The organism is Saccharibacillus sp. WB 17 (genome assembly GCF_008634075.2).
Classification (GTDB): domain Bacteria; phylum Bacillota; class Bacilli; order Paenibacillales; family Paenibacillaceae; genus Saccharibacillus; species Saccharibacillus brassicae.
In genome coordinates, this window is the sequence record NZ_VPFK02000010.1 from 1 (window position 1) to 19993 (window position 19993).

Annotated in this window: 15 protein-coding genes and 1 rRNA gene; 7 read left to right on the top strand and 9 right to left on the bottom strand. The window is 56.2% G+C overall.

The window, feature by feature from the left end:
* From FTE24_RS02725 to dnaA, 9 genes are all read right to left on the bottom strand, one after another.
* Nucleotides 1-314: ribosomal RNA gene (locus tag FTE24_RS02725) — 16S ribosomal RNA — on the bottom strand; the annotation flags it as partial.
* 384 nt (nucleotides 315-698) lie between these two features.
* Nucleotides 699-1790: an HD-GYP domain-containing protein gene (locus FTE24_RS02730; protein ID WP_141447816.1), complete on the bottom strand. Its 1092-nt coding sequence runs from the start codon at nucleotides 1788-1790 to the stop codon at nucleotides 699-701.
* Nucleotides 1791-2008: 218 nt separating this feature from the next.
* Entirely contained in the window at nucleotides 2009-4558 is a 2550-nt protein-coding gene (gene gyrA, locus FTE24_RS02735) for a DNA gyrase subunit A (protein ID WP_150234438.1), read from the bottom strand.
* Between the two features lie 353 nt (nucleotides 4559-4911).
* A complete protein-coding gene (gene gyrB / locus FTE24_RS02740) occupies nucleotides 4912-6831 on the bottom strand; it encodes a DNA topoisomerase (ATP-hydrolyzing) subunit B (RefSeq protein ID WP_141447814.1) in 1920 nt (639 codons plus the stop codon).
* Nucleotides 6832-6979: 148 nt separating this feature from the next.
* The gene (remB, locus tag FTE24_RS02745; RefSeq protein ID WP_150234436.1) at nucleotides 6980-7231 is read right to left on the bottom strand and encodes an extracellular matrix regulator RemB; all 252 of its coding nucleotides are present in this window, start codon (nucleotides 7229-7231) and stop codon (nucleotides 6980-6982) included.
* Between the two features lie 30 nt (nucleotides 7232-7261).
* Nucleotides 7262-8371: a DNA replication/repair protein RecF gene (gene recF / locus FTE24_RS02750; protein ID WP_150234434.1), complete on the bottom strand. Its 1110-nt coding sequence runs from the start codon at nucleotides 8369-8371 to the stop codon at nucleotides 7262-7264.
* A gap of 152 nt (nucleotides 8372-8523) precedes the next feature.
* Nucleotides 8524-8742: a S4 domain-containing protein YaaA gene (gene yaaA, locus FTE24_RS02755; protein ID WP_141450430.1), complete on the bottom strand. Its 219-nt coding sequence runs from the start codon at nucleotides 8740-8742 to the stop codon at nucleotides 8524-8526.
* Nucleotides 8743-8889: 147 nt separating this feature from the next.
* Nucleotides 8890-10032: a DNA polymerase III subunit beta gene (gene dnaN / locus FTE24_RS02760; RefSeq protein WP_141447811.1), complete on the bottom strand. Its 1143-nt coding sequence runs from the start codon at nucleotides 10030-10032 to the stop codon at nucleotides 8890-8892.
* 157 nt (nucleotides 10033-10189) lie between these two features.
* Nucleotides 10190-11545: a chromosomal replication initiator protein DnaA gene (gene dnaA, locus FTE24_RS02765; protein ID WP_150234432.1), complete on the bottom strand. Its 1356-nt coding sequence runs from the start codon at nucleotides 11543-11545 to the stop codon at nucleotides 10190-10192.
* 1065 nt (nucleotides 11546-12610) lie between these two features.
* Between dnaA and rpmH the strand changes: the two genes are divergently transcribed.
* The 7 genes from rpmH (at nucleotide 12611) to rsmG (ending at nucleotide 19695) form a co-directional block, all read left to right on the top strand.
* Entirely contained in the window at nucleotides 12611-12745 is a 135-nt protein-coding gene (gene rpmH / locus FTE24_RS02770) for a 50S ribosomal protein L34 (protein ID WP_018976936.1), read from the top strand.
* A gap of 71 nt (nucleotides 12746-12816) precedes the next feature.
* Nucleotides 12817-13194, top strand: coding sequence for a ribonuclease P protein component (gene rnpA / locus FTE24_RS02775; RefSeq protein WP_150234429.1), 378 nt, complete (start codon nucleotides 12817-12819; stop codon nucleotides 13192-13194).
* 129 nt (nucleotides 13195-13323) lie between these two features.
* Nucleotides 13324-14202, top strand: coding sequence for a YidC/Oxa1 family membrane protein insertase (locus FTE24_RS02780; RefSeq protein WP_337190005.1), 879 nt, complete (start codon nucleotides 13324-13326; stop codon nucleotides 14200-14202).
* An 86-nt stretch (nucleotides 14203-14288) separates the two neighbouring features.
* Entirely contained in the window at nucleotides 14289-15173 is an 885-nt protein-coding gene (jag, locus tag FTE24_RS02785) for an RNA-binding cell elongation regulator Jag/EloR (RefSeq protein WP_150234427.1), read from the top strand.
* A 225-nt stretch (nucleotides 15174-15398) separates the two neighbouring features.
* Nucleotides 15399-16775 (top strand): tRNA uridine-5-carboxymethylaminomethyl(34) synthesis GTPase MnmE, encoded by a 1377-nt coding sequence (gene mnmE / locus FTE24_RS02790; protein WP_150234426.1) that lies wholly within the window; start codon nucleotides 15399-15401, stop codon nucleotides 16773-16775.
* 302 nt (nucleotides 16776-17077) lie between these two features.
* Nucleotides 17078-18970 carry a tRNA uridine-5-carboxymethylaminomethyl(34) synthesis enzyme MnmG gene (gene mnmG, locus FTE24_RS02795; RefSeq protein WP_150234424.1) on the top strand — a complete coding sequence of 631 codons (1893 nt, stop codon included), beginning with the start codon at nucleotides 17078-17080 and terminating at the stop codon, nucleotides 18968-18970.
* 2 nt (nucleotides 18971-18972) lie between these two features.
* Nucleotides 18973-19695 carry a 16S rRNA (guanine(527)-N(7))-methyltransferase RsmG gene (gene rsmG, locus FTE24_RS02800; protein ID WP_150234422.1) on the top strand — a complete coding sequence of 241 codons (723 nt, stop codon included), beginning with the start codon at nucleotides 18973-18975 and terminating at the stop codon, nucleotides 19693-19695.
* Nucleotides 19696-19993: the final 298 nt, after the last annotated feature.

The following is a 19993-nucleotide window of genomic DNA, read 5'->3' on the forward strand; positions in this document are numbered from 1 at the left end:
ACCCTCTCAGGTCGGCTACGCATCGTCGCCTTGGTGAGCCGTTACCCCACCAACTAGCTAATGCGCCGCAGGCCCATCTCTCAGTGACAGCTTGCGCCGTCTTTCCTCATCTCTCCATGCGGAGAAATGATGTATCCGGTATTAGCATCCGTTTCCGGAAGTTATCCCAGACTGAAAGGCAGGTTGCCTACGTGTTACTCACCCGTCCGCCGCTAATTATCAGAGAAGCAAGCTTCTCATCTAATCCGCTCGACTTGCATGTATTAGGCATGCCGCCAGCGTTCGTCCTGAGCCAGGATCAAACTCTCCATTAAGTTGCGAACACTTTCGCAACCGCGACTTCAAAGCCGGAACCCTTAGGGCCAAGGCTTNCGTGTTACTCGGTCTTACTCGTGTGCCCCGCTCGCTTGTTTCGCTCGCAGCAGCAACTCTTATATATTAGCATGTCCGTTTCCGTTTTGCAAGCCTTTTTTGAAATCTTTTTTTCAACTTCTTGCGAAGCGTCTATTTCGATTTCATCTTTGTCCTGCTCACTTGTTCGAACCGCTCGGTCACTCTCTCAAGGCCGTTCCTAGAATATATCACGCCCACAAACAGATAGCAAGCCTTTTTTTAGAGACATTTTGATAATCATTGAAAAAGAGCCCCGTTTCTCTGAGGCTCTTGATTTTTCCTACTAATATAGAGTCTATATCGCCTTATAGCACTTCCATGATGAACAGCTTGCGGTCCTGCATCAGATTAACGATCTCTCCGTTGATCGATACCATGGGACGGGTCGGCTGATGCGCGTCGGCATAGACGATCTCGCCTGTCTTACGGTTGCTCAGCTTCACGCGGGTTCCCAGAGACAGCTGCGTCGTCTGTTTGATCAGCGTGCGTACGATTGCCGGGTCGAGCTTGCCGAACGAATCTTTCTCGAGCTGTTCCAGCACGAGATAAGGCGAAGTCGCGCCGCGATAGCCGCTGTCCAGCGTCATGGCGTGGAAGATGTCCGCTACGGCCACGATCTTCGAATAGAGATGCAGCTTCTCGCCGGTCGAAGCCAACGGATAGCCGCTGCCGTCGATCCGTTCATGGTGCTGAAGCGCCGCGAGCAGAACACCTTCCTGCAAAGCCGTCGCATTTTTGAGAATCTGGTAGCCGTAGGTCGTATGATTGTTCATCTCGACTTTTTCTTCGGCATTCAGCGGAGTCGGCTTGTGCAGGACCATCGGCGAAATCTTGACTTTGCCCAGATCGTGCAGCAGTCCGGCCAGAGCGACCTGGATCCAGTTCTTCTGCGGAACGTCCAACCAGCGTGCCAACATATAGGAAGTCAACGCGCACAGAACGGCATGATGATACATATAGTCGTGCTTGTCCGGCATACGCGGGGTAAAGCCCAAAATCCGGTATCCCTGAATCTGATCGATCAGCTTCTCCAGTTGGGCGCGCCACTGGAAGATCGGGATCTCCATCGCCAGTACGGAAGGAAAACCGGTCTTGATAAGGGCTACCATCTGGTCGTATTCTTCCATAAAGCTGCGTTCCCTGCGATTCGGGCCCGAACGAGCCGCGTCGGTGCCCGGCGATGCGGATTCTTTGCCGTCGGGTTCCGTTCCTTTTTTGTCGCTGTCTCCGGCTTCGCCCTGAATCTCGACTTCATCGATCATGAAAGCCTGCAAAATCTCCAAATCTTTTGGAAGAAGGATCCTGCCTTTTTGAAACAGCAGATTCCCTTTATCGGTATAAACGTTAACGGCTATTTTAACTCCCGCTTCCAGCTCGTTCACGGGTACCCTTACCATGGCATACATCTCCTCTATTGCGGTCGATCGCTTGTCCAATCCGGCCGTTCTTGCTCCCGCTTGCTTACCATCTCGATTATATGCCGTGATACCAAGAGCAACAATACCAAAAATATCCGAAATCGGTTTTGGGTACGCTCTTTTAAAGAAAAGCGGATTTTCACGCAAAAAAGGGAAGTCCCGCAGGACCTCCCTCTTTTCAAGCAGCCGGTTCATCCTTATTCGGAAGCTTCCGGATCGGTATTCAGCATGTCCAGCATAGCCTTGGCTTCGACATCCGCCACAACCGTACCGGCCTGCTCTTCGGACAATTCGCCTTCGCCCAGTTCGTCTTCGTCCGGCTCGTCGCTCTTGTCGATCCGGCAGACCGTAGCTACCGCATCTTCGTCGCGAGTATGAATCAGCCTTACGCCCTGCGCATAGCGGCCCATTGAGGAGACGCCGTCCATGCTCGTACGGATCAGCGTGCCGCTCGTCGTAATGATCATCAAGTCTTCTTCGGATTTGACGACTTTGAGACTTGCTACCGGACCGTTTTTCTCCGTGACGTTGATCGTCTTGATCCCTTTGCCGCCGCGGGTCTGAATCCGGTATTCGCCGATCGGCGTGCGCTTGCCGTAGCCTTTGCTCGTCACGATCAGCACTTCGCGGTCCATCTTGACGACGTCCATGCCGATGACCGTATCGTCGTCTTCGAGCGAGATGCCTTTGACGCCCGTAGCGCCGCGGCCCATAGACCGGACATTGCTCTCCTTGAAGCGGATCGACAAGCCCGAAGCGGTACCCATGATGATCTCCTGCTCGCCGTCGGTCAGCTTGGCTCCGATCAGCGAATCGTCGTCACGCAGCGTAATCGCGATCAGACCGCCTTTGCGGATATTGCCGTAGTCGGTCAGAGGCGTCTTCTTCACGATGCCCCGGCCCGTCGCGAAGAACAGGAATCGGTCTTCCTTGAACTCGTGCACCGGAATGACGGCGTTGATCGACTCGCCCTGCTCGATCTGGATCAGGTTGATGATCGGCGTTCCCCGTGCCGTGCGGCTAAGTTCCGGAATCTCGTACGCCTTGAGCCGGTACACTTTGCCCCGGTCCGTGAAGAACAGCAGATGATTGTGGGAATTGGTCGCGAACAGATGCTCGACGAAGTCCTCGTCTTTGGTTCCCATGCCCATTACGCCGCGTCCGCCCCGTTTCTGGCTGCGGTACGTCGTTGCCGGCAGACGCTTGATATAGCCGGTATGCGAAATGGTGATGACCACTTCTTCCTGCGGAATCAGGTCTTCGTCCAGAATGCTGTCTTCGCCGACCGTGATCTCGGTACGCCGCTTGTCCGCGAAACGTTCCTTGATCTCGTTCAGCTCGTCGCTGATAATCTGCACGAGCAGCGTCTCGTCCGCCAGAATCGCGCGGAATTCGCTGATCCGTTCCAGCAGTTCGTTGTACTCGCCTTCGATCTTCTCGCGTTCGAGTCCGGTCAGGCGCTGCAGACGCATATCGAGAATGGCCTGCGTCTGTTCCTGGCTGAGCGAGTAGCGCTCCGTCAGCTGCTCGCGCGCGGCGTCCGCCGTTTGCGAACCGCGGATCAGTGCGATGACTTCGTCCAGATGATCCAGCGCGATGCGCAGACCTTCGAGGATATGGGCGCGCGCTTCCGCTTTTTTGAGATCGAACTCGGTGCGGCGTCGCACGACGATTTTCTGGTGCTCCAGGTAGTGATACAGCACGTCCCGCAGATTGAGAATCTTCGGCTCGTTGTTGACGATCGCCAGCATGTTCACGCCGAACGTCGACTGCATCGCCGTATGGCGGTACAGATTGTTCAGCACGACGCTAGGGTTCACGTCGCGGCGCAGTTCGACCACGATCCGCATACCGTTGCGGTCGGACTCGTCGCGCAGGTCGGTGATGCCGTCGATCCGCTTCTCGCGTACCAATTCGGCGATCTTCTCGACCAGCCGCGCTTTGTTGACCTGGTACGGGATCTCGGTCACGATAATCCGCGCCTTGTTCCCGAATTCTTCGATTTCCGCTTTGGCTCGCATCGTGATGGAGCCGCGGCCCGTCTGATACGCCTGGCGAATGCCCGAGCGTCCGAGAATGTAGCCGGACGTCGGGAAGTCCGGTCCCTGGATATATTCCATCAGATCCATCGGCGTCAGATCCGGGTTCTCGATCAGCGCCTGAACGCCGTCGATGACTTCGCCGAGGTTGTGCGGCGGGATGTTGGTCGCCATGCCGACCGCGATGCCCGACACGCCGTTGACGAGCAGGTTCGGATAACGTGCCGGCAGCACGACCGGTTCATGCTCTTCGCCGTCGTAGTTCGGCTGGAAATCGATCGTTTCTTTGTTGATGTCGCGCAGCATTTCCATCGCGATCTTCGAAAGACGGGCTTCCGTATACCGCATCGCTGCGGCGCCGTCGCCGTCGACGGAACCGAAGTTCCCGTGTCCGTTGACGAGCATGTAGCGCATCGAGAAGTCCTGCGCCATACGGACCATCGTCTCGTATACCGCGGTATCTCCGTGCGGGTGATATTTACCGATAACTTCGCCGACGATTCTCGCCGACTTCTTGAACGGCTTGTCCGGCGACATGCCGAGTTCGGACATCGCATAGAGAACCCGTCTGTGGACCGGCTTCAATCCGTCCCGGACGTCCGGCAGCGCGCGGCTGACGATGATGCTCATTGCGTAATCCATAAAGGACTCGCGCATTTCTACGCCGATATCCCGATCTATGACCTGCGATCTTTGTTCTTCCGCCATGACTGCCTCCTTCTATTTGGACACGGGTTCGGGCCTGCCTGTTTCCGGGGAAAAAGCGGTTCGAATCCCGTACCGTTGGTGCCTGCATAATCACGTGGGGTCCTGCTTTTACGGCTGCTTTTGTATTTGAAAATAAAGCCTTGAAATCATCTTGCAAACGCCGGAATATGCGGCTTCCACATCCTTATTATTATACCATTAATCCGGCCGGATGTCCGTAATTTATGACGGAAAAGCGGTGCCAAAAAAACGTTTATTGCGCATTTTCAACCGTTTTGCATATAAAAAAAGAAGAGACGCCCCTGCGGGCCGCCTCTTCTTTGCCCTCTCCCCGAAAAGGGGGAAATCCGGCGTTAAATATCCAGATTCGTCACGTAGCGGGCATGCTCCTGAATGAAATCGCGGCGAGGTTCGACGTTGTCGCCCATAAGCGTGTCGAACAGCGTATCGGCCAGCATGGCGTCGCCGATCGAGACCTGCATCATGGTCCGGCTTTCCGGGTCCATCGTCGTCTCCCACAGCTGTCCGGCATTCATCTCGCCCAGACCTTTGTAGCGCTGCACGTTGACTTTGACGCCCGGGCCGAAGCTTGCGATGATCTCGTCGCGTTCTTTCTCCGAGTTCGCGTAGACGACCGTTTTGTTGCGCTCGATCTTGAACAGCGGCGGCTGCGCGATGTAGACGTAGCCGGCTTCGATGATCGGGCGCAGGTAGCGGTAGAAGAACGTCAGCAGCAGCGTGCGAATATGCGCGCCGTCGACGTCGGCGTCGGTCATGATGACGACTTTGTGGTAGCGGGCTTTGGCGATATCGAAGTCTTCGCCGATACCGGTACCGATCGCCGTGATGATCGCGCGAATCTCCAGGTTGGAGAGAATCCGGTCCAATCTGGCTTTTTCCACGTTCAGGATCTTGCCGCGAATCGGCAGGATCGCCTGGAAGTGCCGGTCGCGGCCCTGTTTGGCCGAGCCGCCGGCGGAGTCGCCTTCGACGATGTACACTTCGCTGATCGAAGCGTCCTTCGACGAGCAGTCGGCCAGTTTGCCCGGCAGGGCGCTGACTTCGAGCACGCTTTTGCGCCGCGTCAATTCGCGGGCTTTGCGCGCCGCTTCGCGGGCTCTCGACGCCTGAAGCGCTTTGTCGAGAATGCGCCGCGCCGCGGACGGATTCTCGTTCAGGAAGTCGGTCAGCTTCTCCGAGAAGAGCGATTCGACGATGCCCCGAACTTCGCTGTTGCCGAGCTTGGTCTTCGTCTGTCCTTCGAACTGCGGCTCGGGAATCTTGACGGAGATGATCGCCGTCAGACCTTCGCGCACGTCGTCGCCGGTCAGGTTGCTGTTCGCGTCCTTGATCACGCCGGCTTTGCGCGCGTAATCGTTGATGATGCGCGTCAGCGCGCTCTTGAAGCCGGATTCGTGCGTACCGCCTTCGTGCGTGTGGATGTTGTTCGCGAACGAATAAATGTTCTCGGCATAGCCGTCGTTATACTGAATCGCGATTTCGACCGCGATCATGTCGCGCGAACCTTCGACGTAGATCGGGTTTTCCTGGATCACGATTTTGTTCTGGTTGAGGAATTGGACGTATTCGCCGATGCCGCCTTCGTAGTGGAACGAAGCGTTCTCGCCTGTCCGCTCGTCGAGCAGCGAGATCATGATCCCTTTGTTCAGGAACGCCAGCTCGCGAATTCTTGTCAGCAGCGTGTTGTAGTCGTATACGACCGTCTCGGTGAAGATCTGCGGATCGGGCTGGAACGTCGTCTTCGTGCCCGTCTCGCCTTCTTCCTCCACCTCGCCGATGACGCGCAGGTCGTACTGCGGAGCGCCGTAACGGTATTCCTGCTCGTAGATTTTGCCGTCGCGCTTAACCTGAACGACGATTTTCTCGGACAGCGCGTTGACGACCGAGACGCCGACGCCGTGCAGGCCGCCGGACACTTTATATCCGCCGCCGCCGAATTTGCCGCCCGCGTGCAGGACGGTCATGACGACTTCGAGCGCCGGACGTTTCATTTTGGGATGTTCGCCGACCGGGATGCCCCGGCCGTTGTCGATGACGGTTACGCTGTTGTTCTCGTGCACGATGACCTGAATATGGTCGCAGTGGCCGGCGAGCGCTTCGTCGATACTGTTGTCCACGACTTCCCATACGAGATGGTGAAGACCTCTGGCGCTCGTCGAACCGATATACATACCCGGACGCTTGCGCACCGCTTCCAGTCCTTCAAGGACCTGTATCTGACTGGCATCATACGATTGTTGATCCATTGACATGCTTCGTTCACCCACTCCTATAGTTTTCGAAATTGTGAGAAAAGAATACGAAACGCCCGCTCCCGCAGCCTGTAGAAGCTGCAGCGGGAAGGGCGGCGTATAGGTAAAAAAGTTAAAACCCGATGCTGTATGCCGGCGATTGCCGGTGTCACATGCCTGCGCCGAACGTGGTGGAGCGCTTCTTCAGCGTCGCGGAAGAAATAGGCGAATAGTAGACGACGGACTTCGTAACGACGATGGACTTCGCTTCTTCCTCGCCGATCGCTTCCACCTTTTTGCTTTCTTTGGCGGCGGTCACGAACTGCTTGGAGATGCGCGAAGACTTTTCGATGGACACGTCGAAAATGGCGATCAGTTCCGAAGAACGGATAATTTTTTCTCCGCCGAGATGAATATACATAAAAATTCGAAGCCTCCTCGAGGAACTTCTTCAGGATTCGACGATCCCTTCGCTCACCTGATAAATATGCGCGCCCTGCAATTTCTCCGCATGGATCGTCTCGATCCCGGTCGCGGTAATAAAAGTCTGCACCCGACTCTGGAACGTCTCGATCAGTTGGGTCTGCCGATACGGATCGAGCTCCGACAGCACGTCGTCGAGCAGCAGAATGGGATATTCGCCGATTTCTTCATGGATAAGTTCGATCTCCGCCAGCTTCAGCGAGAGCGCGGTCGTGCGCTGCTGGCCCTGGGAGCCGAAATTGTGCACTTCTTTTTCGTTGATAAAAAAGGTCAGGTCGTCCCGATGGGGTCCGGCAAGGGTCGTCCCCCTGCGGATTTCCTGTTCGCGCACTTGTGATAATTTTATCATAAATTGTTCCAATAAGACAGCTTCATCTTCCTCTTCGACCTCGCCGAACGAAGGCATGTAACGCAGCAGAAGCTGTTCCTTCCCGCCGGTTATCCCCTTGTGGATATCTTCCGCCCAGATTTGCAGCTTGCGGATAAATCGCTTGCGCCGGCGCACGATACTGGCTCCGTGCGTGGCGAGCTGCTCGTTCCAGATGTCGAGCATAACCGGGTCCGGCGTCTTGCCGTAGGACTGCTTGAGCATATTGTTGCGCTGCAGCAGCACTTTTTGATACTGCTGCAGGTGGAACAGGTAGCTCGGCTGCACCTGCCCGATCTCCATGTCGAGAAAACGTCTGCGGATGCCCGGCGTTCCCTTGACGATCTCCAGGTCTTCCGGAGCGAACATGACGACGTTCAGCGTCCCGATAAAATCGCTCAGCTTGCGCTGTTCCAGCCCGTTGATCTTCGCTTTTTTGCCTTTGGGCGACAGCGACAATTCCAGATGGACGTTCCCGTACTTTTTCTCCACGTGGCAGCCCGCGTACGCGGAATCTTCGCCGAAAGCGATCAGTTCGCGATCTTTGGCGGTGCGGTGCGATTTGGTCAGCGCCAACACGAACAGCGACTCCAGCAGATTCGTTTTGCCCTGCGCGTTGCGACCGATCATCAGGTTGACGCTTCCGAAGTTTTCCAGTTTCAGTTCGTCGTAGTTGCGGTAATTTTTGAGTGCGATGTCTCTAACTTGCACGTGGTTTCGATGCCTCCTGTGCGCCGCCGCAAAATGAAGACGGGGCCGCATTTGCACGTCGCAAAGCCGCCCCGTCTGCTGTGGATAGTGGATAACCCGCCCTTTGCGGATCTTGTACGCTGCTTGTGGATAACGGCTGCGGAGCGAAAGCGTCAGCCTTCCCGGACGACCTTGAAGGAGTCTTCCCCGTCCACTTCGACCGTGTCTCCCGGATAGAGCTTGCGTCCGCGGCGTTCTTCGTTTTCCCCGTTGACCTTGATCAGGCCTTCGGCAATCAGTATTTTGGCGCTGCCTCCGGTGGAGATGCAGTCGGCCAGCTTGAGAAAGGTGTCGAGCTTGATATATTCCGTGCGAATCGAAACTTCATTCATCATTTTGCCTTCCTTTCGGGGTTGTGTCAAAAAGAAAAGGCGGGAAGGCTGCGGGAAAGTTCCGTTACGATCGCTTGTTCACTGGAACTTCCCCTCCGCCTGCTGCCTTTTCTTCGGAATCGGATTTGTGTTCAAAAACCAAAAAATCTAGTTGGTCGTCCGGTAAGGGAGGATGATATACAGACTGTTGCTGTCGTCCGTCGGCTCGATGATGATCGGGCTCATGACGCCGGTGAACCGGATCGTCAGCTGTTCGCTTTCGATGACTTTGAGCACGTCGAGCATGTATTTCGAGTTGAACGACAGACGAAGCTGCTCGCCTTCGAATTCCGCCAACTGGATTTCTTCCTGCACGCGCCCGAGTTCCGTCGAGCTGGACGAAATTTCGATGCCGCCCGCTTCGAGCGTCTGCATGCGCACGATGTTCGTTTTTTCTTCGCGGGACAGCAGGTAGGCGCGGTCGATCGACTCGCTCAGGTTTTTCGTGTCGAGCAGCAGCCGCGTCTTGTGGCTCGAAGGGATGATCTTCGACGTGTCCGGATACAGCCCGTCGAGAATGCGCGAGTAGAACAGGACGCGATCGACTTTGAACAGCACCTGGTTGTCGGCGACGACAATGTCCACAAGCGTGTTCTGGTCGGGAATGATCTTGCTCAGTTCGTTCAGCGTTTTGCCGGAAATGACAACGTTGTTGAATTCCAGGTCTTCGGTGCCTTCCAGGCGTACGGTTCGCGTCGCCAGACGGTGACGGTCCGTCGCCACGAATTTGAGCTGCCCTTCTTTGAGGCTCCACATGACGCCTGTCAGAATCGGAGTCGTCTCCTGGGTCGAAATCGAGAACACCGTTTGACGAATCATATGCCGCAGCAGATCGCCGGGTACGGACAAGACCCGATTTTCTTCGATGCTCGGCAGAACCGGGAATTCTTCCGGGTCCAGACCTACGAGTTGAATATCCGTCGCGCCCGCGCGGATAAAGGTCTGGAATCCGCTGCCCACTTCCATCTCGATCTCCGAGGTCGGCAGCTTTTTGATGATCTCCACGAAAAATTTGGCCGGGAGCACAACGCTGCCGACTTTCTCTACCGCGACGACGGTTTTGTTGTCCTGCTCGGCCGGAATAAACGATTGGATCGAAATGTCCGTATCGCTTGCGGTCAGGGTCACGCCGTGATAAGCCACGTCGAATTTGATCCCTCCGAGAATCGGAATGGTCGTCCGGCTGGAAATGGCTTTGGATACATGTTGAATGGCGTCGCTGAGGTGGGATTTGGAAATGCTGATCTTCATCTCGTCACTCCTGTAATAGATAATATATTCTTTAAGATCTTTATAGTAAAAGTAGTAGGGGCACTGGATATGTGGATAACCTCATAAAAAGCCCGAAAAACATAACAAACTAAGCCTATCCACATGTGTATAAGTTGTGCATAGGCTTTTTGCTTATTCAGGACGGATTTTTGATTTTTTCCGTAAGGCTGTGGACAACTTTGGACAGCTCCTGGTCGATCTTCAACGACCGGGAGATTTTTTCGTGCGCGTGGATAACCGTCGTATGGTCGCGTCCGCCGAAAGCTTCGCCGATTTTGGGCAGCGAGTAATCGGTCAGCTCGCGCGACAGATACATGGCCACCTGGCGGGGAAACGCGATCGCCTTCGTCCGTTTTCTCGCTTTGAAGTCTTCCATCTTCAAGTTGTAATACTCGCCGACCCGCTGCTGGATATCCTGGATCGTGATGATCCGCGGCCGGCTGGAAGGAATGATATCCTTGAGCGCTTCGGCTGCCAGATGCGCGGTTACGTCCTGGTTCGTCAGCGACGAATAGGCGACCACGCGGATCAGCGCGCCTTCGAGTTCACGGATGTTCGTGTCGATCTGATTCGCGATGTACATCATCGCTTCGTTCGGGACATCCAACTTTTCCGCCCGTGCCTTTTTGCGCAAAATCGCGATCCGCGTCTCCAAATCCGGCGGCTGGATGTCGGTGATCAACCCCCACTCGAACCTCGAACGCAGACGTTCTTCCAGCGTCGGAATCTCTTTGGGAGGCCGGTCGCTGGAAATGATAATTTGTTTGCTCTCCTCGTGCAGCGCGTTGAACGTATGGAAAAACTCTTCCTGCGTCGACTCTTTGCCGGCGATGAACTGGATGTCGTCGATCAGCAGGATGTCGATATTCCGGTACTTGTTCCGGAAACTTTCCCCGCGGTTGTCGCGAATCGAGTTGATGAACTCGTTCGTGAATTTCTCCGAAGAGATGTACACGACGCGGCTGCTCGGATTGTGCTGCAAAATGTAATGGCCGATCGCATGCATCAAGTGCGTTTTCCCCAGGCCGACTCCCCCATACAAAAACAGAGGATTATAGGCTTTTGCCGGCGCCTCGGCGACGGCGAGCGACGCGGCATGGGCAAAGCGGTTGCCCGAGCCGATCACGAACGTATCGAACGTATATTTCGGATTGAGCATGTTCGTATTCGCCTCGACGCTGACCTGAACGGGCGTCGGCGGCGGCGAAGATTGCCTTTGCAGCAACTCTTCCTCATGTCCGGGTTCTTCGATGACGAACTTGACGGTCACGCTGCGTCCGAGCACGTCGAACGCGACCTGCGCCACCAATTTCGTATATCGGCTTTCCAGCCACTCTACGGCAAACGTTGTCGGGGCCGAGACGGTCAGCGCGCCCTGGGTCAGTTGAATCACTTCCGTTGCTTTGAACCAGGTGTCGAAGCTGGGTTTGCTCAGCTTGGTCTGGATGATCGATAGAATTTGTTGCCACAATTGAGCGGTATGGCTGTCCACAAACTGTCACTCCTTTGAAATCGTACGATGTGGCTTGAGCCGGAGCACCCGCCGAAATTTTTCGGAAATTTGGAAAGCCGAGAGAGGGTTATCCCCACTATCAAGAATAATGGGAACAAAAAAAGAAGGATAAATTGAACTTGTGCACAACCTTATCCACAGACTGTTGATAATATAGAGGCTAAAACCGGATATTCACACCGAAAAGTAATCTAATCATAGCAAAAGAAGCCGCCTATTTCAACGTTTCTCGTTATATTATCCACAATACCAATACCTTGTGCATAATAGATATCCACACCACAAGATATTGTTCATAACGTGTTCAGAAGCGAACTGTTAATAAATCGGCGGACGAAAATTATGCACAGGCCAAAAGGCAATATGGTGGAAAAGTGCATTACGCAAAAACGTTGTTTTGGACGGCAGCCCTTTGCCAGCTTGAAACGCCGATTGTGGATAACTTTCAAAGCGCTGCGGATGGCCGAGCAAGCAGGCACGCAAGTCGAAAAATCGAAAAGGCCGGGACAAAAGAGGGAGAGCAGGGAAACCCGAATTGAAGAAGGACGGAATACGAGGGAGAGGAAGAAGAAGCGTGGGAAGACCGCAGCCGCCGAGCGAAAAAGCGGAGAGGGAATCGGAAGAGGGTACAGGCATGCAGCGGAGGCGTGAAAAAGAGGGAGGATCGGCCGGAGAAGGTTGCGGGCGCGAGGAGCAGGAAAAGGCAGCGGGGCATGGCAAGGCGAAAAAGGGAGCAGCCACGAAAAAGCCTTGAACAGGCGCAGCCGATCGCGTCCGAACCTTTTTTTCCAGCCGCTCAAAAGAGGGAGAAGAAAGCGTTCCGGCCGGCCGCGAAATTTACCCTTCCTTATATAGAACCTTTTCGGCCCTTTTTTCGACAGGAAAAAGAGAAGACGATCGCAAGAACTTTGCTTGACTTTGCTGGAAACGCATGATTAAATGATAAAAGGCATGTTCTGCGAGAAGAAGAACGAATGTGTGAAACTATATTGGTTTAGCGATTTTGCAAAACCTGTACTACCTGCAAAAGGAGGTGCTATTGTAATGGGTCCTACTTTCAAACCAAACACCAGAAAGCGCAAAAAGGTGCACGGATTCCGTAAAAGAATGAGCACGAAAAACGGCCGCAAGGTGCTGGCTGCTCGTCGTCTCAAAGGCAGAAAAGTGCTGAGCGCGTAAGTTCGGGCACATGAGCGAAGACCACCTGGAGGTGGTCTTTTTTTTCTTAAACAAAGGGGACGCGAGAAAAGGTGCAAAAAAAGCTACGATTACGAAACCGTGCCGAGTTCACCCGCGTATACCGTCACGGCAAGTCTTTCGCGAACCGGCAGCTGGTCCTGTACTGGTTTCCGAAGCGTGACGTCGAGCAATTTCGCATGGGCGTATCGGTCAGCAAAAAAGTGGGCAATGCGGTCGTTCGCAACCGGATGCGCCGTCTCATGAAAGAAATCGTCCGGCAGCATGCCGACGAAATCGTCGACCGTCTCGACCTGGTCTTCATCGTCCGCAAGGGCGCGCTCGATCTGGAGTATAAGGAATTGGAGAAGAGCGTCATGCACGTGCTTCGCAAATCCTCGCTGCTCAAACGCAAAGGCCGCGAAACGGGCGGTCCGGGGGTCCGCGGATGAAGCGCTTTTTTGCGTTTCAAATAACGCGCTAATTATGGTATGATTTTCACAACTGCCGACAGAAGGTTCAGCGCGGCAGCAAGCCTCACGGGAGTGCAGGAACATGAAGGTCAAGAGAGGGGTTATCAAGTGTCTCATTTGTTCAAACGCAGAGGCAAGTGGCTGTTCGTTATCGCCGCGGTCCTGCTGATTACCGTCCTTGCGGGCTGTACGCCGACTACGGTGCTGCATACGACAGAAGACTTGAAAAACAGCGGCAGCTTCTGGCAGAGCAACGTGGTGTATTGGTTCGCTCTGGCTCTGGACACGTTCGCCGAATGGTTCGGGGGCGAGTATGGCCTGGCCGTACTGCTGCTCGTGTTGATCGTGCGTACGCTTATTTTGCCGCTGACGATCAAATCGGTCAAAAGCTCCAAAGCGATGCAGAAGATCCAACCGGAAATGCAGAAGCTGAGAGAGCAGTTCAAGGACGATCCGCAGCGCATGCAGCAGGAGCAGATGCGTCTGTTCCAGGAGAACAAAGTCAATCCGGCCGCAGGCTGTCTGCCGTTGATCATTCAAATGCCGATCTTTATCGCCTTGTACAACGCCATTATCTATAACAGCGATCTGGCGCAGCATTCCTTCCTCTGGATGGAACTCGGCAAGCCGGACATTCCGTTGACGCTGTTCGCGGCGGCAACGACTTTCCTGCAAACGTGGCTGATGATGCGTCAGAACCCGGCGCAGCAGCAGGGCCCGATGAAGTTCATGCTGTTCGTGTACCCGGTACTGATCTTCTTCATGGGTTACCAATTCCCGTCCGCCCTCCCGCTGTACTGGGCCATGAGTAACGTCTACACGATCGTGCAAAACTTCTTCCTGTACCGCAACAACGATCCGAAAGCCGCAGCTGCCGTTATCGCGCAGCAGGGCGGAACGAAGCCTGCCGGCAAAAATGGCGGCGTAAGCCTCGCGAAGGGCGCAGGCCCGGTATCGAGCCGTAAAAAGAAAAAGAAAAAACGGTAATTCCTTTTATAGAAAAAGACAAGATAACCATCCAAGCGACGAGCATATTCAGGGACGAAGCGTGAACACAAGGGGGCGCGGATTCGATGACGAGCAAAGTGACGGCTGTGGGAAAAACGGTAGAAGAAGCCATATCGCAGGGGCTGGCTCAGCTCGGCGCCGCGAGGGATCGCGTCGAGGTGAACGTGCTGGAGCATCCTTCCCGAGGATTTCTCGGACTGTTCGGCGGCCGAAAGGCCAAAGTCGAACTCACGTTGATCCGCTCGAATCGCGCCGCTGCCGATCTTGCGCCGTCTTCCGCCCAGACGGAAGCGCGCGCTCCGGGCAGTCGGCGGGAGATGCCCGCCGACGAGCTTGCGCCGCGCCGCGAGCGGCCGAACCCGGCCGCGCCGGCACCCGCGAAGCCGACCGGCGAAGGCGGAACCGACGCGCCGCGCCGGGAACGGCCGAATCCGGCCGCACCGGGCCCTGCCGGGTCCGCCGCGCCGCAGCGGGAAGCGTCGGCATCCGCCGGCGTCCGTCCCGAAGAACGCTACCGGGAAGCGGCCGATTTTATTCGCGACGTGGCCGAGTCGATGGGCCTCGAAGTCGAAGTCGATATCCGCAAGAACCGGGATGGCGGCCTGCTCGACATTTCGGGCCCGGATCTCGGGATGCTGATCGGACGCCGCGGCCAGACGCTGGATGCGCTGCAGCTGCTCGCAAGCGTCGTGGCGAACCGCGATTCGGACAAGTTCATCCGTCTGACGCTGGATGCGGAGAACTTCCGCCGCCGCCGCGCCAAGACGCTCGAAGATTTGGCCGATCGCCTGGCCGAACGCGTCGTTCGCTCACGCAAGGAAGTCGTGCTGGAGCCGATGCCTTCGCAGGAGCGCAAAGTCATCCATGCGCGTCTGCAGAATCATCCCGAAGTCGAGACGGGAAGCCGGGGCGACGAACCGAACCGGCGCGTCGTGATCACGCTCAAATAAGCCGACCGTTCCCGGCGAGCGCCCTCTTTGCCTTTACGGCGAAGGGGGCCTCTGCCGTTTGCGGAGTCGGACACCAACCATTGAATTCGAAGGAAACGGGCTGCGGAAGCTTCCGGGCTCTGCGCGGAACGTCCCGAATCGACGCCGCGCAGCGGCGGAAGCGGTCCGTTTCTTCTTGTATATAGGCATCGGAACGAACATGCCGAGAAAGCGAGGAACAACCAGATGATTAGCGATACGATTGCAGCGATCTCCACGGCCGTCGGCGAAGGCGGCATTGCCGTGATTCGCGTCAGCGGGCCCGAAGCGGTCGGGGAAGTCAGCCGGCTGTTTCGCGGCGCCAAGCCGCTGACCGAAGTTCCTACCCATACGGTGCATTACGGCTTCATGGTCGATCCCGACACGAAGGAGAAGCTGGAAGAAGTGCTCGTCACCCTGATGCTCGCGCCCAAGTCGTTCACGACGGAAGACGTAGTCGAGATCAGCGCGCACGGCGGCGTCGTCTCGGTCCGGCGCATCATGGAACTGCTGCTGAAGCAGAAGATCCGTCTGGCCGAACCGGGCGAGTTCACGAAGCGCGCGTTTCTGAACGGCCGGATCGACCTGTCGCAGGCGGAAGGCGTTATCGACCTGATCCGCTCCAAGTCGGACAAAGCGTTCTCCGTCGCGTTCAAGCAGGTGGAAGGCGATCTGTCCCGCCGCATCCAGCAACTTCGGCAGACGCTGATCGAGACGCTGGCGCATATCGAAGTCAATATCGATTATCCCGAGCATGACGTGGAATCGATGACCTCGCTGTTTATCCAGGAAAAATGCGGAGCCGTGCTGGAAGAAGTCGAACGGCTGCTCAAAACGTCCAATCAGGGCAAAATTTTGCGCGAAGGCATTACGACGGCGATCGTCGGCCGCCCGAACGTCGGCAAATCGTCGCTGCTCAACGCGCTGTCCGGCCAGAACCGGGCGATCGTCACCGACATTCCGGGCACGACGCGCGACGTGATCGAAGAATTCATTACGATCAACAATATTCCGCTCAAGCTGCTCGACACGGCCGGCATCCGCGAGACGCTGGACGTCGTGGAACGGATCGGAGTCGAACGTTCCCGCACCGCGCTGAACGAAGCCGACCTGATCCTGCTCGTGCTCAGCGGCGGCGATCAACTGGACGAAGAAGAAGTCCGGTTGATGGAGCAGATCAGCGGCCGCCAGTCGATCGTTATTTTGAACAAAATGGATCTGCCGCAAAAAATCGAGACGGAAAAAGTGCGCCAATTCTACAAAGAAGAGCTGATCGTGCCGATGACCGTTAAAGACAGCGAAGGCATCGACCGGCTGGAAGAAGCCATCTCCTCGCTGTTCTTCGCCGGCAAACTCGAAAGCGCCGACCTGACGTACGTATCGAACGTGCGCCATATCGCGCTGCTGCACCAGACGCAGCGTTCGCTGCGCGACGCGATCGAAGCGGCGGAGATGCTCGTGCCGATCGACATGATCCAGATCGACGTCCGCATGGCCTGGGAACAGCTCGGCGAGATCGTCGGCGATACCGCCCAGGACTCGCTGATCGACCAGATCTTCTCCCAGTTTTGTCTGGGCAAATAAACCTCAGCAGTCTTTTCTTTTACAATTACAGCGAAGTCGGCTGTTCATCTATGCGAGCATGCAGGCGAAGGCGCTTTTGCCCGCAGCCTTTCTCTACAACTACAGCGAAGCCAGCTTTTTAAACTTATGCGAGCATGCAGGCGAAGGGGCAAAAAGATTCCGGAAAAGCGAAGCGTTCGCCTCTGTCTTCGGGATGCTTCCCTGCCCAATTCAATCAGGCATCCCGAAGGCAGGAAGCGATTGAAGGAACTTTTTGCGCCCGCAGCCTGTTGTGCGAGCACCCCTTAAGGAGGGAAAACCAAATGACATACTCAGGCGGAGAATTTGACGTTATCGTCGTAGGGGCCGGACATGCCGGCGTCGAATCGGCGTTGGCCGCGGCCCGGATGGGCTGCAAGACGCTGATGGTGACAATCAACCTCGACATGGTCGCGTTCATGCCCTGCAACCCGTCGATCGGCGGCCCGGCCAAAGGCCATGTCGTGCGCGAGATCGATGCGCTCGGCGGCGAAATGGGACGCAATATCGACAAGACGTTTATCCAGATGCGGATGCTCAACACCGGCAAAGGCCCGGCCGTGCACGCGCTGCGCGCGCAGGCCGATAAATTCGATTACCAGCAGACGATGAAGGAAACGATGGAAAAAGAACGGAATCTCACCATGCGCCAGGGCATGGTCGAAGAACTGATCGTCGAAGACGGCAAATGCGTCGGCGTGCTGACCAAGACCGGCACGCGCTATACCGCCAAGTCGGTCGTACTGACGACCGGCACATACCTGCGCGGCAAAATCATCATGGGCGAGCTGATGTACGAGAGCGGCCCGAACAACCAGCAGCCGTCCGTGCGCCTGGCCGAACATCTGCGCGAGCTTGGCTTTGATCTCGTCCGCTTCAAGACAGGCACGCCGCCGCGCGTGCACAAGGACACGATCGACTTTTCCAAGACCGAGATCCAGCCGGGCGACGAGAAGCCGAAGTTCTTTTCCTACGAAACGAAAGGGTCGACCAACGAGCAGCTTCCGTGCTGGCTGACCTACACGTCGCCGGATACGCATCAGATCATCAACGACAATCTGCACCGCGCGCCGATGTTCTCCGGTCTGATCGAAGGTACCGGCCCGCGTTACTGTCCGTCTATCGAGGACAAAGTGGTGCGCTTCAGCGACAAGTCGAAGCACCAGATTTTCCTGGAGCCGGAAGGCAAAAACACGGCCGAGTATTATGTGCAGGGGCTGTCGACCAGCCTGCCGGAAGACGTTCAACTGAGCATGCTGCGCACGATCGCCGGTATGGAAAAGGTTGAAATCATGCGCAACGGCTACGCGATCGAATACGACGCGATGGTGCCGACGCAGCTGTGGCCGACGCTCGAAACGAAATTGCTGCCGGGCCTGTTCACCGCCGGACAGCTGAACGGAACGTCGGGCTACGAAGAAGCCGCGGGACAAGGCATCATGGCCGGCATCAACGCCGCGCGCAAAGCGCAGGGGCTGGACGGCATCGTGCTCGACCGTTCGCAGGGATATATCGGGGTCCTGATCGACGACCTCGTCACGAAAGGCACGAACGAGCCGTACCGCCTGCTCACTTCGCGCGCCGAATACAGACTGCTGCTCCGTCACGACAACGCGGATCTGCGTCTGACGCCGATTGGCCGCGAGATCGGATTGATCGGGGAAGAGCGCTATGAAGCGTTCCTCGACAAAAAAGCGAAAGTCGATGCGGAGATCGAACGGCTGCGCAAAACGAAAGTGCATCCAGACCAGGTGAATCCGATGCTTGAACGGATCGGTTCGGCCGTGATCAACAACGGCTCCGATCTGCTGACCATCCTGCGCCGTCCGGAAGTGTCGTACGTCGACATCGAACCGATCGTTCCGACCGACATAGCACTGGACGAAGAGATGAAAGAGCAGGTCGAAGTGCAGGTGAAATATGCCGGCTACATCGAGAAGCAGATGGCGCACGTGGAACGGTTGAAGAAAATGGAAAAGAAAAAGCTTCCGGAAGATCTGGCGTACGAAGAAGTGCGCGGTCTGGCGATGGAAGCGAAGCAGAAGCTGGCCGCGATTCGGCCGCTGTCGATCGGACAGGCTTCGCGTATTTCCGGCGTAACGCCCGCCGATATTTCGATCCTGCTCGTCTACCTGGAACAGGTTAACCGGGTAGCGGCAGCGGCGGTACGGGGGTAAGCATGGACGAGATACAACAACGGTTCACGGATCGGCTCAAGCCGCACGGGATCGAACTGAACGAACAACAGCTGAAGCAGTTCGAGACGTATTACGAACTGCTGGTCGAATGGAACGAGAAGATGAATCTGACCGGCATTACCGAGCGGGAGCAGGTGTACGAGAAGCATTTCTACGATTCGCTGACGCTGGCCTTTTACGTGAACATGAAAAAGGTGAACACCCTCGCCGATATCGGCTCGGGCGCCGGCTTCCCCGGTATTCCGCTCAAAATCGCGTTCCCGCACCTGAAATTGTGCATCATCGATTCGCTGAACAAGCGGATCACGTTCCTCAAGGCGCTGTCGGAAGGACTCGGGCTCCAAAATGCCGAGTTCCTGCACGGGCGCGCCGAAGAATGGGGACATAAACGCGGCTACCGCGATTCGTTCGATCTGGTGACGGCCCGCGCGGTAGCGCGCCTCGCCGTGCTGAACGAGTTCTGTCTGCCGTTCGTCAAGCCGGAAGGGATCTTCGCGGCGATGAAAGGCACGGACCCGGCCGAAGAAATTGCCGATGCCCAGAAGAGCCTGCGCGAACTGCGCGGCGAGATCGTGGGCGTCGAAGCGTTCCGGCTGCCGTCCGACGACTCGGACCGCCATATTATCCGAGTCTCGAAGTTCGCGATCACGCCGTACAAGTATCCGCGTACGCCGGGTCTCCCGATGAAAAAGCCGCTCGTGTAACAGGCTTGTTTCACGTGGAACAGAAGTTCGGATCGAAGCTTCCCCGGCGGCGGGGAGGCCACAGCGCTGCCTTCGGGCGGCGCTTTTTTTGGCTGCGCGCTCTGACGTTTGCGGCTGGCATCGAACAGGTCCGGGGCGGATTTCAGGATAGGATTAAACGCAGAAAAGTGATAAACTGGATTTGTCTGTCCGCAGGCTTTTTACAGGGTCGCGGGCAGTTTGCCACTCGGGAAGAAACGGCGGTCCAGACCGCCGGTCGGAACAAAGATACACGCTGCAAAAGACGGCAGGAGCAGGC

Bases quoted from the DNA above. Each gene is read 5' to 3' on its own strand.
- jag (WP_150234427.1), top strand. From the start codon at position 14,289: ATGACGAGCAAAGTGACGGCTGTGGGAAAAACGGTAGAAGAAGCCATA.
- dnaN (WP_141447811.1), bottom strand. From the start codon at position 10,032: ATGAAGATCAGCATTTCCAAATCCCACCTCAGCGACGCCATTCAACAT.
- rpmH (WP_018976936.1), top strand. From the start codon at position 12,611: ATGGGTCCTACTTTCAAACCAAACACCAGAAAGCGCAAAAAGGTGCAC.
- FTE24_RS02730 (WP_141447816.1), bottom strand. From the start codon at position 1,790: ATGGTAAGGGTACCCGTGAACGAGCTGGAAGCGGGAGTTAAAATAGCC.
- rsmG (WP_150234422.1), top strand. From the start codon at position 18,973: ATGGACGAGATACAACAACGGTTCACGGATCGGCTCAAGCCGCACGGG.
- remB (WP_150234436.1), bottom strand. From the start codon at position 7,231: ATGTATATTCATCTCGGCGGAGAAAAAATTATCCGTTCTTCGGAACTG.
- mnmE (WP_150234426.1), top strand. From the start codon at position 15,399: ATGATTAGCGATACGATTGCAGCGATCTCCACGGCCGTCGGCGAAGGC.
- gyrB (WP_141447814.1), bottom strand. From the start codon at position 6,831: ATGTCAATGGATCAACAATCGTATGATGCCAGTCAGATACAGGTCCTT.
- yaaA (WP_141450430.1), bottom strand. From the start codon at position 8,742: ATGAATGAAGTTTCGATTCGCACGGAATATATCAAGCTCGACACCTTT.
- mnmG (WP_150234424.1), top strand. From the start codon at position 17,078: ATGACATACTCAGGCGGAGAATTTGACGTTATCGTCGTAGGGGCCGGA.
- gyrA (WP_150234438.1), bottom strand. From the start codon at position 4,558: ATGGCGGAAGAACAAAGATCGCAGGTCATAGATCGGGATATCGGCGTA.